Source organism: Paenibacillus enshidis (assembly GCF_042136365.1).
Classification (GTDB): Bacteria; Bacillota; Bacilli; order Paenibacillales; family Paenibacillaceae; genus Paenibacillus; species Paenibacillus enshidis.
In genome coordinates, this window is the sequence record NZ_JBHHMI010000002.1 from 381,244 (window position 1) to 396,128 (window position 14,885).

Genomic DNA, 14,885 nt, shown 5'->3' on the forward strand with positions numbered 1-14,885 from the left:
TTCAACTACTCGACCGTTAATTCCTCGCTAATGGAATTCAGTCCGATCTGTCTAGCATACAAGAGCGAAATAAGGAGCGATATCACGCCAACAACGATAATAGGTAGTACTATAGTGAACCAGCTTATCGTCCATCCATTGAATTCATCGGTCCCACTAAATAATCCGGCAATAATAAAACCACTGGCTATAATACCTATAACAATAGCTGTAATTGCATACAATAGTCCTTGTACGATCATCACAGATCTTAGCTTTGCCGTGGTCAAACGAATCGCTCGCAGTATGGCGTATTCCCTACGGTGTGCATGGAATGTTGCTCCAAGTGTATTCATAACGCCTACGATGCCAACTACGACAAATATTGCCATTACAGCCCACAAAATGGTGTATTGTTCTCTTGACTGCTCTGCAATAAGCAATAACTCTGAATCTAGATCAGTAACCTTGATCAACGGGTCATTTTCTAGTGATTGCTGTAATGCAATCCTTACATCAGCAATATTCGCACCTTCGCTAACTTGCACATATATAGTTTGGGGCGAAATCTCGTTAGATTTGTCGTTATTATCGCCTACAATCCATGATACCTTTGGATTGTGATTATCTACTAAAGCTAGCGTTTCATGTGTAATAAAAGATAGCTCTGTCACTCCGCTTACTGGTAACTCATATTTTTCTAACCTTTTACCTAGACTAGTTCTTTGCAAAGACATTGTGTCCCCTAAGGCTATTCCCATATGAGCAGCGTACTCAGGTTGTATTACAATCCCCGATGGTAATTCGTTATTACCTAACTTCATTAATCCCATCTGCTGCATCAGCTTGAAATCCGTCTTCGCAACTCCTAACCATTCATACTCATACGTATCATATAACGGTATACCTTTAAGAAACTCAGGATGATTACTGTTAAGCTTCAACCATTTCGGATCAGCTCGCTTATAATCCATATCTGCAAGTAGGACACTTTGGAATGATCCTACTGGTAATGCCTTATCAACTCCTTTTACTTGACGAACTTGCTCTAATACTTTAGAAGACATTGCATCACGGTTCGTCTCAATCACAATCGGCGTAATGTGCTTATGTATTACTTGTTCCGTATTTGCACGGTTGAGATTGTCTATAAATGTTGGAATAGCAATGAAGGCTGTTACGATGCTTGCTAATAGCATAACGATAAAAGAATTTTGCCTGCGTAATGCTACGAATTGCTTCGTTGCATAATAAGCTTCAGCAATAGCAAACTTACGAATGAACCAACCACTGATGCGAGAGATGATAGGAATCATATATCCCGTGCCAAGAATACATCCCCCTGCTGCTAACAACCCACCAATAAGAGTAAATAGCAAACGTGCACTACTAAATATATCTAACCAGGCTAGACATAATATTACACACCCGCTAACTAACACACTTCCTGCAATCCAAGCATTAGATCTGTTTAATCTCTCCTGTTCGCTATGCCGAACAGCAACAAGTGGGGCAGCAGCAGAAGCAGTGACGGCAATCCTTATGACGGATACCGTCAATATCAACCAGCCGAGCACAGCAATCGTAACGACTACTCGCCAATCAATCTCCACATTGTTCACTGCAATGCCCATCATCGAATCAATAAACTTCGTTGAGATATTGCAGAATAGAATACCTACACCAACACCCGACACAACGCCTAGCAAATTCAACACCACTGCTTCCATCATGACCATTTTATAGATAGCTCGTTTACTAGCCCCAATCATCCGAAATATCGATAATTCCCTTACACGTCCAAGCAACATAAGTTTAAAGCTGCTAGACAAGAACAATATACTGACTAGCAATAATATACTACCTAACCCGATAGCAATAAATCTAAGCATTGTACGTTGCTTAATTACAGTATTATTCTGTGAACGCAGCGCTATATCCATATTCTCATCAATTTCTGATCGGATCGTTTCCTCAACAGCCTTATCGGATATGCCGTCTGCTATATCAAGATATACGGTATTGGCAACTTCACCCAATGAGTACTCTTGGCGAATAGCATCTATATTCACAATTACTGCTGCAGGACCTGATGTATAATTAGGAATAATTTCACCAACGATCTTTTTCAGAACAATGTCATTATTCATGGAGAACTCCTTAGTGTCTCCCTGTTTCACCCCCCAACGTCTGGCTACCTCTTCGGTAATCACCATCTCGTCGGGCTGTAAAGTTGTGGTGAATCCATAGAATTTCCGTATTAATTCATTAGGCTCGACTGCAACATAGTTAATAGCATCCTTCTCTCTAGCTGCATAATCATATCTATTTGTCGCAAGCTCTGGGAATAAGATGGCCACACCTGAATCAATGACACCATCCATGTTTCTTAATTTGGAAATCTCCTCTTTCGTCAGTAACTTCTTGCTATTTATATTTTTCCAGGGATTATATCCCGCAACTATATCGAATGTTCCAACTTTCTTATCTATAGTCTTTTGCACGGAACGCTCCATAGAAACGTACAACGTACTTATAACGATAATCAGACCGAAGCTAACAGCAATACCGATACAAGTTAGGAGAAGCCGCTGTTTCTTAGCAAATAGCATCCTCATTGCTATCCCAAATGTTGAGCGTTTCATCATTGACCTCCTATTTAATACTTGAGCAATTTGCATAAATCCAAAGTGCGTCTTTCAATCAGCAAGATATAGATAGAAATGGTTCTATTCGTCTATATCTTATATCCGGGAGATAGCCAAATCGAATTATGCCGAATTAATAAGACCCACTATTTCGCCAAAATTCACCAGATCGGCGCTATAAATTTCTGATTGTTCATGATATATTTTACCTTTGATAATCGTGCGTATCCAAGCTCTTTATCCTGCAACAACTATGCATATAACTACAGCCACCTGCACAATACACAATGCTAGATTCCCCCATGCATGACGAGCAGTAATTACACTTGGTGCATTCATCTTGAAGCAACCACAGCCATACGGAAAACTTCTTCCCATATTCATAAACATTAACAGAATAAAAATAAACTGTAAGCTAGCTCCTAAAATGAACCCATACAGCCGTGTCCAGGGCATTAAAATCCACACTGCTGTCAATAATTCAGCGACAATCAGTAATGGTGCCAATTTTGTTGCTATAAATGGTGGCATGTGGTACGTGCCTAATTGATACTCACTCACGATATAACTGAACGTATACGGTGTACGCAATTTCTGCGTAGAACTTTTATAGTATAAAGCAGCTATAACAATTGACACCATCCAAATCATAATGCTAATGATCATGATGCAATCACACCCAACTTATTCTTTATAAACTGTTGAATAGCAGTAATATCCTGATCAATATGCATTTGATGAATAAACATCTGTTCATCATATTGATCATCCGTATTGACTGCTACGACACAAGGAAACTTTTTGATTTTTAACATTTGAGCAATCTCCATCCGCTTACTAAATATAATCTGTCCGTCAAATACTAACAATTCTAGTCCTTGTTGTTCAATCATCTGCTTCAGAGGCTCAATCCACTTTGCACAATGAGGATAACCAACCACGTCCAGACAAAATATAAACCCACAAAATCCCTTTTGTAACTTTGCCTGAATAGCATCTACTGATGGCAAACCCAGCACATATTGTTGATGTTCCCTAACCTTATGAAGTAGAGCAACATATAACAGAACGGAACACACGCCCGTTACTACGATTGAGATTGCTACCGCCACCTACTCATCTCCTAATACTACAATTTTTTATATTTTTAATGCACTAGATCTACTCCGATTTGCTCTTCCAGCTTATACAGCCACAACTCAAGTGTAAGCAAGACCCACATGTCTTCTCTCACTACCATTCCATGTCGAAATTTATATAACGATTGTAACCATTCTTGATGGGGTAATATGTTCAGTATTCGGATCCTGCCCTTAGATGCTACATGGATAACTTCGTTCCATACTTGTTTCAATCCCTCATGTGTAAGTGGGAGATGCTTCGTTTTGTTCTTACGTTCCATAATTTGCTGAGGTAAGTACTTACCCATTGATTTACGCAGCAATGGCTTAGTCATATCACCTTGGAATCGCACTTCTCCTGGCACGCGAAATAAAAATTCGATTAGCTCGCGATCAAGAAATGGGTGCTGCATCGTTACCCCATACTTCGCAGATAACACTCGATCCATAAACAAGTGAGCCATCGTACCTTTAAACTGTTGGTAGTACTCTTGTTGATTGTATGATGGAATATGCTTAAGTTCTTCTATGAACTGGCTATGTTTATGTTTGCGCAGTTCTTTAGCCCAACCTCTGCCTATTAAAGGTCCTATACCGTAATGAACAAGTAGCTTTGGAACTGAAAGTCTGTATCTGCTCGCTAACTGTGATGCTTCTTTAACAGCAAGAGATATTTTACCTGAATGCAACATATCAGCTAGCGTTGGAAATGAACCTGTCAGCAGATGATCGCTGCCATAGCCCGTGAAGATTTGCTTAGCCCCCGCAGTAGAAGCGCAACGGATTAGAGAGCCTGTAAAACTTGCAGTAGCTGCTGTAACAGTAGGTTCATATGTCCATAAATATCCATTTGGGAAATGGTTAAAAGTCCCGTAATCATCACAAACTTCAAAGACAACATCCTCTCGACTATTGTAATGGTCTAGTGCAGCGTAAATATATTCACGCTCGTCACACTCATGCCAACGGTCAAAGACACCACTTACTGGAATTGTATTTACCGTTGGTATCTCCGTTCTCGCGATGCCATACAGTAATGTAGAGTCAAGACCACCACTCATCATGACCGCATGTTTTACCGAAGGGATCATTCTTCGTTTCACAGAATTCACCATTAACTCACGGAAATGCGACTCATACTCGCCAGCATTGCGATAACGTAATTCTTCACATTGATCATATAAATTCCAGTATTTAAATGTATTCACATTACCAGCAGTTGCCTCTAACCAAGATGCACTTGGTAAGCGATACACATTGCTATACGGTGTATTTTCTTTATCCATATGACCATTATATAGATAAAAATCCATTAAATAGTCGGTATTTATCTGTTCAAGCGAGAAGACATCCTTCAGCAGACAGAGATCACTGGATATCCATAATGTGTCTTGCTGCTGTGCCCAAAATAACGTGCGCATCCCAATATGATCTCGTACAGCAGTTGCCTTGCGCCCGTGTTCATCCCAAATGACAAAAGCAAACTCACCTAAGAAATCGTAGACTATATTGATACCGTGCAATAGTATAAGTTCTAGAGCAAGCTCCAAATCATTGATGTATTCAGTCGTTCGCGTATGTAATTCGGTGAGTCGTGTTAGTAGGACATCTCTATTATCTAAACGAATATCACCAATGATGGTCTGTTGATTATTATGCACTGTACACATATGCTGTGGCATATCGGTCGTTGACGATTCCATGACTAGCGCACAAATTGCTGACTCATGGTGAAGCTTAGTACATAGTTGGTTATAAGGAGTGCGTATCGATTCTACAAGAATGTGCTCACTGAAAGGGGACATCGTAGTTCCGTCCAAATTAATAGCAGCTACAAACCACCTCATCTATATTTCCCCTCCTTCCGTCGAAAGGATGATCTGAAATTGATCGGTATATTGAGGATCTTCATTCATATTGTGTCCGTTTAGCATTAACCATGCATGAGCACCGAATGGCATCTTTCGAACGCCGACAACTAACTCTACGGGTAGATGAAATTTCTTCCGTAAATATTGATAACCGAGAAAAGAACGATGCATACATTGCGCAGAACGGGGATACACAGTGCAAACATAATCAATGGTCATCAACAACTTATTAATTTCTTCTTCAATATGATGTGTTTCCTTCACTTTTTGTACATCGGCTGATACTAGTGGATAACGCTTCACATGTCTTTTGAACAATTTTTCAAATCCGACCACCTGTAAGCCAAGATCGATTTTAAATAGTGAGACATAGAGTTTAACAAATTCCAATTTACTCATCATATTCACCTCATCTTAATGAGCTTGCTTCGTTTCAGTTCAGTGATAAAGTTCTCTATGTCTATATGTAACTGTTGCTTAGAAACATCAGCATATTTTTGCTGTAACAGTATAATAAGAGCATCCATATCAAGACCAGATTCAATACCACTCCAAATATCAGCACCAATCTCATCTATGCCATAGAATAGACCACGTTTTGTATCAAACAAGACTTTCTCCCCATTTTCATCAACAGCTCTAACATATGGATTAATCTTCATTGATTTTCGCTCACCCCAATGAATAATATCAATTAACATACAATATGTATCGTTAACACATGCAGGAATATTTCCCCTACATGTGTTAACGGACTTCTTAATCTTCCGACGGATAGTAAAATGAAGTGCGACGGGTAAAAAAGAATAGGCTCATGCTGATTTCGTGTAAAATAGGTCTGTTACAGATTGTCGGCGATTGACAAGCTGTATGTATCAGGAGATTGTCCTTGCCACTGATGAAGAATTGACCGAGATTACCCGACTTATTAATAACCGTCCTCGTAAATGTCTGGGGCGGTCGCCCGCGCACAAAGCTTTCATGGGTGAACTGTCGCGCATAGATTGACAATCCATCATCCACAATCGAACGTTAGCAGTTAGAATGGTTAGCACACGTATCCGGAGGATCTTTGATCGCACAAACAGTCTCATAATTGCAATTAGCTCGGTCCAAACAATTTTTCTGCAGATACTCATGATAGCCTGTCTTATCAATTGTGATGTTCTCCACCCCCCAATCACAATCTCCCTGAATAAGATCCTTTGACTTTCCGAATTTCACCAACTTCGGTGTTGCATAAACCTGGTTGAACACTTGCATTCCCTCCCTATAATTGATTTTATTGTAGCCATATACAATTAAATCTAGCTACTTCCTTACTCTATCATTATCTGCCAATATATTCAATGTTTTTTGCCAAAATTTTGTTTTATTTGTCAGATACAAAAGTCAAGTCACCAATTATTGGATTCTGTTAAGACAAGAAAAACAAAAAGACCTCCCGTATGGAAAGTCTTTTAAAAATACTGCAATATGGAAAATTATCATGTACCTGCCCCATGACCTAGTGTTGCTACAATATGGACCGTCGTTACAACTACAACTACAAAGCTATTCGTAACCCAGGATAACCAAATGCTTTTTCGCATTAATTTGATTCACCTCACTTGACAGCAATTTGAATTTTTTCTTTTCGTCCTCATTCGCCCATTCCCGATCCATTTCAAATAGTGTCAAACAGTTAACCATATTCCGCACGCTGTTGATATAAACAGATACATTCAAACCATCCAGTATGAGATTTATTGCATTACTATGGCCCCTTTTGAATCGATATACTCCTAAATCGCTATAAAATTGGACTATTTTTTCCTTCATCACAGAATTGTTATATGGACCATATTTCCCCTCCATTTCAATAGATGGAATTTGCTTCGGAAAGCGATCCAATATGTGATCAATATCAAAATCATAGCGATTAGCCGCTTTGACCATATAGCCCAACGCAATAAAAATTTCCCCCGGACGACTGGCTACAAAATCCGCATATTCCCCTAACGCCTCGGCTTCGCCAGATAATACCCGGTACAGATATCTGTTGGCGGTTGCCCATTCAGAAAATTGGTGAATGTACCGACGTGCTTCTTCGTCATTCTCACGTATCCACAATTCTGCTCGCTCGCACTTCGAAACATAACTTAGAGCCCCATCGAAATCCTGGAGTTCCTCACAGACAGTGGATCGAGCAAGCCAACCATCCAAAATATAGAAATAGAATGGGCGTTTTGGCTTTCGTTCAGTTGAGGGCCGTTCATACTCGATTCTCAGCATTTCCACTGCTAGTTCATCTACCTTTTTCCACTTATGAGCGGTTATCATAACATTCATCAGATCTTTCAATGCATCGAGCTGGTCCGCTTCATCCAAACGACTCACGTAGTTTTCAAACAAAAGAGCCGCTTTCAAGTTTTCTTCCAAATCGTCTGTCAATGAAATCTGAAACAACCGATAACGGCAAATGGCCAATCTTTCTGAGTGCTGGAATCTTTCCGCTTCACTCACCTGGGTATAAATAATCGCCGCAGCTTGCCTATGTTCAGAAGCGAATAAAGCTTCCGCCACATCAAATAAAACGGAAGTGTATGACAGATCATCCAACAATCGATGAACCATCCGTTCGATCAAATCTAAGCGGTTCAGCTCTGCACACCGGAAAATAAAAGGTCGAATCCGCCGCATGCTTGTGGTAAAAGCAAAGCATTCCTCTACATAGGATTCAAACAAAAAATCTTCAGGCAATTCCATCGCTGATGTAATCAACTCTAACTGTCGGAATGAAATAGGCTTCGTGCCTTGCAGAATCCGACTCAACGTACCAGCATTCACATCTGAAATAAGTGAAAATTGAGTGAAACTTAAATTATGTTTCCGCATGTATGTACTGAGTGTTTCACGAATTGTATTGTCTGACTTCAAATCAGACTCACCCCCTTATACTACACAAACAAAAACCAAAATTTAGTGCTAGTTTATAGATTATAGTATACACCAAATTGAACAGCGGTCAACAGCATATATACGTCAAATTTGGACACCAAAAAGCGAAAAATGTGATGAAAAAGACATGTGCACACCTGGGGCGAGCCGTGTGTGCACATGTCCGGAAATATATTATTTTTCTGCGGCACTCTGTTACTGGGCGATCTGATCCTTGATGGACTGCAGTATTTTTTTCTCGAGACGCGATACCTGCACCTGTGATATGCCAAGCCTGCTGGCAACCTCAGACTGGGTCTGATCCCGGAAATATCGAAGATAGACGATGAGCCGTTCCCGCTCGGTCAGCCCCCCGATCGCTTCATTCAGTGCAAGCTTGTCAAACCAGCGTTCCTGGGACTCGTCCGCAATCTGGTCCATGAGCGTAATGGGGTCGCCGTCGTTTTCAAAGACAGTTTCATGAATGGATGTAGGCTGTTTGTTGGCTTCTTGGGCGAAAACGACATCCTCCGGCGACACCCCAAGCTCTTCGGCGACCTCCTTGATGGTTGGCAGACGATTCAGCTGCTTGGAGAGCTCGTCCTTTTTTTTGCGGACCTTATTGGCCATTTCCTTCAGAGACCGGCTTACCTTCAGTGTTCCGTCATCTCTGAGAAAGCGCTGAATTTCGCCAATGATCATCGGCACGGCGTAGGTTGAAAATTTGACATCATAGCTGAGGTCAAACTTGTCAACCGATTTCAAGAGGCCGATACATCCGATCTGAAACAAATCCTCCGGCTCATATCCGCGGTTCATGAAACGCTGCACCACAGACCATACCAGCCGGATGTTGCTGTTCACCAGCTTGTCACGGGCACTGTTGTCGCCTGACTGGCTTAAGGCAATCAGTTTTTTGACTTCGCCATCATCCAGATAAGTGTTAGTACCGCGCTTGATTTCAGCATTCATAGGCCCAACCCCTACCTAGTTATATAAAGCTTTCTTGGATTCGATCCTCTTCTTCATCCGAATGACCGTTCCCCCATTCAGCTCGCTGGTCACCTCAAACTCATCCATAAAGTTTTCCATGATGGTGAAGCCCATGCCTGACCGCTCCAGCTCCGGCTTGGAGGTGTACAGCGGCTGCTGCGCAAGCTCCAGATCTTCAATCCCCTGACCCGAATCCTCGATCACCAGCATGACTGTATCCCCGTCGATGATCGCCCTGATCGTTACCGTGCCTGCGGGATCATTATTGTATCCGTGGATAATGCAATTGGTTACGGCCTCGGAGACGACTGTTTTCAGATCGCTCAGCTCGTCCATGGTAGGATCGAGCTGTGAAATAAAAGCCGCCACCGCTACGCGCGCAAAGGACTCATTTTCCGATTTGGCCGCAAACTGCAGCGTCATGAAATTGCTCCCAGCCGTTTCTGTCATGACACAACCTCCATTCCCGAGAGAGCCACCTCTTCATTCTCGTAACAAGTCATGATTTTGAACAGTCCTGACATTTCAAGCAGCCTGTATACAGCAGGAGTCGCATCACATACCGCCATTTTTCCGTTTTTTTGCTTAAGGAGCTTATAGCGTCCAAGAATAACGCCCAGCCCTGAGCTGTCCATGAACTGCAAATCTTTAAAATTCAGAACGAGATGCTCGCACTGCCGGCGTATAATCGCCTCATCCAGTTGTGCCCGCACCTGATCTGAAGTATGATGATCCAGCTCACCGGCCAGTCTGGCAATCAGTACCCCCCGCTGAAACTCTATCTCCACTTTCAGCCTCATGTTTGCTTCACTCTCCTCCCTGACTTGGACAAGGATTTCTACGAGCCAATGGTAGAATCCTGCCCTCCGACAAAACTAGAAAAAAACTGTGCCCAATCTACAAAAGCATCCTCTGCGGGCGATCCATGTCAGGAAAACAGTTCGGAGGTGGTGCGTTTAAACAGTCTCCACCAGCCTGCCTTGTCCACAGCGACCGGAGATTGCAGTTCGAATTCCTTCAGCTTGACATTATTTTGATAAACAATCAGCTTGCCAACCACTTCTCCTTTTTTGAGCGGCGCTTTGATCCCGCTGTTCAGCTTGACTTCGTGACGCATCTCCTCTTGACGGCCGCCCTTTTTGACGAGAACGCTGTAAGGCTGTTCCGCTTTTATCGTAAGCTCCGGAACAATCCCTTTTTCAATGTTCAGCTTGCCGATCACGTCACCCTGGTTATACAACGATTTCATGGCATATTGGGAAAACGCATAATCAAACATGGAGGCGATCTCACTGTTGCGGGTTTTGGTGTTGGGCTCCCCAAGCACCACCGCCACAACGCGCATTCCATCACGCACGGCGGTGGCGGAAAGGCAGAATTTCGCTTCAGACGTATATCCCGTTTTCAAGCCATCGGCTCCTGTATAAAAACGGACCAGCTTGTTGGTATTGACCAGCCAGAACGGTTTTTCGCTGCTTTTGCGCAAATAGTCCTGATACGATCCGGTATATTTCGTAATCTGCGGATATTTCAGCAGCTCGCGGCTCATTAAAGCAATGTCATGTGCAGAGGAATAATGATCCTTGGCCGGCAGACCATTGCAGTTGGCAAAATGGGTATCATTCATGCCAAGCTCCTTGGCTTTGTCGTTCATCAAACGCACAAATGCCTGCTCAGACCCCGCGATCTTCTCCGCCATCGCTACGGAAGCATCATTGCCAGAAGCCATGGCGATCCCCTTGAGCATTTCCTCAACGCTCATTTCCTCGCCCGGCTCCAGGAAGATCTGCGACCCGCCCATGGAAGCCGCATATTCACTGGCCCGGACAGGATCCGTCAGCTTCAGTTTCCCATTCTCCAGCGCTTCCATCGTAAGCAGCATCGTCATGATTTTCGTGATGCTCGCCGGAGGCAGCTTGTCATGGCTGTTTTTCTCGTAAATAATCGTGCCGGTATACGCATCCATCAGGATGGCAGAGCCGGATTGAGGCGCCAGGGATACATCGGCTTGCTGTACGGCTCCTTTCTCTTCGGCAGAAGCTGGCGGCAGCAGACCGGCGCTGATGCAGAATACGAGCAATAAAGATAGACTGATTTTTTTCATGTTCGGTACCTCCCTACTAACATTGCGGAAGAACGCCGGTTGTCGGAATCGGACGGCGTCTGCCGTATACTGCTATCCATTGTCGTCAATCGTCCAGCAAATTATTCCAGCCAAACGGGAATGTGCACAAAAAAAAGCGTCCGGACCATCAAGCAAGCACTGCAAAATCTATGTAATGCCGCTTCATGTCAACGCAATATAGATTTGTATGCTCTTTGATGTACAAAGGCCAACACTTTTATAAATAAGCGAGAATAGATTACTATGTGGAACTTTTAAGGAAACGTCTATCGATGTACTTTCACAGAAAACAGCCCCGCCAGCTCCCCTCAAAAATCATACATTCTTTAATCTTGAGGTTGTCTTGAACGATATGAGTTCCATATGATTCCTCATTATTCATGGGGAATTCTATTTTAGTGAAAAAGGGGATGAAGGAGGACAAGCAAATGTCGCAATCCAATCTTCCTAATATAACCCCGGTTATATCCGTCACCAGAGATGATGCTATTAACCTGCTGTTATCTTCTATAGCTCTCGAAGAGCTTGGCTTAAGCCATATCCTTAATGCGGAAGGCGAAAAAATACAGTATGTGCTTGGAACATTGCCGGGCATAAGCGGACTGTCTCCTACAGTGAGCGAGCTTTTGTCTGTCAATGATAGTGTCAGCAACGTGCTGAAGGAAGCAACTAAAAAAGAGTTGGTCCTACAGAACAAGCTGGAAAGTATTTTGTCCCAGCTTCCGGGCGAGTTCCTGTTTTATGTGAATGGACCAAACGGTTCAGCTACGGTGAGAGATGGGGAAAGTATTAACTTTTTTTCCGATACGCTGCAAATCGAGGTCACGAAAGGGTCGGCAAATGTCCGTATAGAAGGGCCAATATCGGCGACGGGGGCCACGGGCAGTACTGGAGCTACAGGTGATACTGGCGTGACAGGAGCTACGGGTGGCACTGGCGCGACTGGAGTCATGGGCGATACCGGACCGACCGGAGCCACGGGCGCGACCGGCGCTACGGGAGCCACCGGAGCCACAGGCGATGCCGGGGCCACGGGCGATACCGGAGCCACGGGCGACACCGGAGCCACAGGCGACACTGGTGCTACTGGAGCCACGGGTGACATCGGCGCGACGGGAGCCACAGGCGACACTGGCACGACGGGAGCCACGGGCGCAACCGGGGCTACAGGCGATACCGGACCTACCGGAGCTACGGGCGACACCGGCGCGACTGGAGCCACAGGCGACACTGGCACGACCGGAGCTACGGGCGACACCGGCGCGACGGGAGTCACTGGCGACACTGGTGCTACTGGAGCCACGGGCGACACTGGCGCGACGGGAGCCACGGGCGGCACTGGCGCGACGGGAGCCACGGGTGACGCGGGCACGACCGGTGCTACGGGCGATACCGGCGCTACGGGAGCCACCGGAGTCACGGGCGATACCGGCGCAACCGGAGCCACGGGCGATGCCGGGGCGACTGGAGCCACAGGCGATGCCGGGGCCACGGGTGTCACTGGCGCGGGCGACACCGGCGCTACCGGGGCCACGGGCGACACCGGACCTACCGGAGCCACGGGCGACACCGGACCTACCGGAGCCACGGGCGATACCGGCGCGACGGGAGCCACGGGTGACACCGGGACAACGGGAGCCACGGGCGCAACCGGGGCTACAGGCGATACCGGCGCTACGGGAGTCACGGGCGACACGGGAGTCACGGGCGACACGGGAGTCACGGGCGACACGGGTGCTACTGGAGCCACGGGTGACATCGGCGCGACGGGAGCCACAGGCGACACTGGCACGACCGGGGCCACGGGCGACACCGGACCTACTGGAGCCACGGGCGATACCGGGGCGACCGGAGCCACGGGTGTCACTGGCGCGACCGGGGCCACAGGTGACACCGGACCTACCGGAGCCACGGGCGACACTGGTGCTACTGGAGCCACGGGCGACACTGGTGCTACTGGAGCCACGGGCGGCACCGGAACGACGGGATCCACAGGCGACACTGGCGCGACCGGCGCAACGGGCGATACGGGAGCCACGGGTGTCACTGGCGCTACGGGAGCCACGGGCGACACCGGAGCTACCGGGGCCACGGGCGACACTGGCGCGACCGGAGCCACGGGCGACACTGGCGCGACCGGGACCACAGGTGACACAGGCGCAACGGGTGCCACGGGCGACACCGGCACTACTGGGGCCACGGGCGACACTGGCACGACGGGATCCACGGGCGCTACTGGAGCCACAGGCGACACCGGACCTACGGGAGCCACAGGCGATACCGGGGCGACCGGAGCTACGGGAGCTACGGGAGCTACGGGTGTCACTGGCGCGACCGGGACCACAGGTGACACGGGCGCAACGGGTGCCACGGGCGACACCGGCACTACTGGGGCCACGGGCGATACTGGCGCGACGGGAGCCACAGGCGACACCGGACCTACCGGAGCCACGGGCGACACGGGCGCGACCGGGGCCACAGGTGACACTGGCGCAACGGGAGCTACGGGCGATACTGGCACGACGGGAGCCACGGGTGACACCGGGACAACGGGAGCCACGGGCGACACCGGCGCGACCGGGGCAACTGGTGATACCGGCGCGACCGGGGCCACAGGTGACACTGGCACGACGGGAGCCACGGGCGACACCGGCGCGACCGGGGCCACAGGTGACACTGGCGCAACGGGAGCTACGGGCGATACTGGCACGACGGGAGCCACGGGCGACACCGGCGCGACCGGAGCTACGGGTGTCACCGGTGCTACCGGAGCCACGGGTGTCACTGGCCCGACCGGGGCCACAGGTGACACCGGACCTACCGGAGCCACGGGCGACACCGGTACTACTGGAGCCACGGGCGATACCGGCACGACCGGAGCCACGGGCGACACGGGCGCTACTGGAGCCACGGGCGACACCGGCGCAACCGGCGCGACGGGCGGAACTGGAGCAACCGGGGCTACGGGAGCTACGGGTGCCACAGGCGCGACCGGGACCACAGGTGACACTGGCGCAACGGGTGCCACGGGCGACACCGGCGCGACGGGAGCTACGGGTGACACTGGCGCGACCGGGACCACAGGTGACACCGGACCTACCGGACCTACCGGAGCCACTGGCGCAACCGGGGCTACAGGCGATACCGGCGCTACGGGAGCCACGGGCGACACCGGCGCGACCGGGGCCACAGGTGACACTGGCGCAACGGGAGCTACGGGCGATACTGG

At 47.4% G+C, this 14,885-nt stretch carries 12 protein-coding genes and 1 pseudogene; 2 read left to right on the forward strand and 11 right to left on the reverse strand.

All coding sequences use genetic code 11. The features are described 5' to 3' along the window. Positions 1 to 5: 5 nt before the first annotated feature. The 6 genes from ACE41H_RS04400 to ACE41H_RS04425 all read right to left on the reverse strand — a co-directional run bounded on the left by ACE41H_RS04400 (position 6) and on the right by ACE41H_RS04425 (position 6,320). Positions 6 to 2,624 carry an ABC transporter permease gene (locus ACE41H_RS04400; RefSeq protein WP_375353578.1) on the reverse strand — a complete coding sequence of 873 codons (2,619 nt, stop codon included), beginning with the start codon at positions 2,622 to 2,624 and terminating at the stop codon, positions 6 to 8. 240 nt (positions 2,625 to 2,864) lie between these two features. Further along, positions 2,865 to 3,293, reverse strand: a complete 429-nt coding sequence (locus ACE41H_RS04405) for a MauE/DoxX family redox-associated membrane protein (protein ID WP_375353579.1) — start codon at positions 3,291 to 3,293, stop codon at positions 2,865 to 2,867. Then, entirely contained in the window at positions 3,290 to 3,739 is a 450-nt protein-coding gene (locus ACE41H_RS04410; protein ID WP_375353580.1) for a hypothetical protein, read from the reverse strand. The genes ACE41H_RS04405 and ACE41H_RS04410 overlap by 4 nt, the downstream gene beginning before the upstream one ends. Before the next feature lie 35 nt (positions 3,740 to 3,774). Next, positions 3,775 to 5,595: an asparagine synthase-related protein gene (locus ACE41H_RS04415; RefSeq protein WP_375353581.1), complete on the reverse strand. Its 1,821-nt coding sequence runs from the start codon at positions 5,593 to 5,595 to the stop codon at positions 3,775 to 3,777. Continuing rightward, positions 5,596 to 6,018 (reverse strand): lasso peptide biosynthesis B2 protein, encoded by a 423-nt coding sequence (locus ACE41H_RS04420; RefSeq protein ID WP_375353582.1) that lies wholly within the window; start codon positions 6,016 to 6,018, stop codon positions 5,596 to 5,598. It abuts the gene before it with no gap. 5 nt (positions 6,019 to 6,023) lie between these two features. Further along, complete coding sequence (locus ACE41H_RS04425) at positions 6,024 to 6,320, reverse strand: PqqD family protein (RefSeq protein WP_375353583.1); 297 nt, start codon at positions 6,318 to 6,320, stop codon at positions 6,024 to 6,026. A 193-nt stretch (positions 6,321 to 6,513) separates the two neighbouring features. On the opposite strand from ACE41H_RS04425, the pseudogene ACE41H_RS25275 reads away from it, so the two are divergent. Further along, a pseudogene (locus tag ACE41H_RS25275) lies at positions 6,514 to 6,627 on the forward strand (IS30 family transposase); the annotation flags it as partial. 546 nt (positions 6,628 to 7,173) lie between these two features. On the opposite strand, the gene ACE41H_RS04430 reads toward ACE41H_RS25275, so the two are convergent. From ACE41H_RS04430 to ACE41H_RS04450, 5 genes are all read right to left on the reverse strand, one after another. Beyond that, complete coding sequence (locus ACE41H_RS04430) at positions 7,174 to 8,538, reverse strand: transcriptional regulator (RefSeq protein ID WP_375353584.1); 1,365 nt, start codon at positions 8,536 to 8,538, stop codon at positions 7,174 to 7,176. Between the two features lie 216 nt (positions 8,539 to 8,754). Beyond that, entirely contained in the window at positions 8,755 to 9,510 is a 756-nt protein-coding gene (gene sigF, locus ACE41H_RS04435; protein ID WP_375353585.1) for an RNA polymerase sporulation sigma factor SigF, read from the reverse strand. 15 nt (positions 9,511 to 9,525) lie between these two features. Beyond that, a complete protein-coding gene (spoIIAB, locus tag ACE41H_RS04440) occupies positions 9,526 to 9,981 on the reverse strand; it encodes an anti-sigma F factor (protein WP_375353586.1) in 456 nt (151 codons plus the stop codon). Then, the gene (spoIIAA, locus tag ACE41H_RS04445) at positions 9,978 to 10,331 is read right to left on the reverse strand and encodes an anti-sigma F factor antagonist (RefSeq protein WP_375353587.1); all 354 of its coding nucleotides are present in this window, start codon (positions 10,329 to 10,331) and stop codon (positions 9,978 to 9,980) included. Before spoIIAA ends, spoIIAB begins: the two co-directional genes overlap by 4 nt. 128 nt (positions 10,332 to 10,459) lie before the next feature. Continuing rightward, entirely contained in the window at positions 10,460 to 11,635 is a 1,176-nt protein-coding gene (locus ACE41H_RS04450; protein ID WP_375353588.1) for a D-alanyl-D-alanine carboxypeptidase family protein, read from the reverse strand. Positions 11,636 to 12,084: 449 nt separating this feature from the next. On the opposite strand from ACE41H_RS04450, the gene ACE41H_RS04455 reads away from it, so the two are divergent. Then, a partial coding sequence (locus ACE41H_RS04455; protein WP_511055477.1) for an alpha-helical endospore appendage domain-containing protein occupies positions 12,085 to 14,885 on the forward strand: 2,801 nt, incomplete at its 3' end.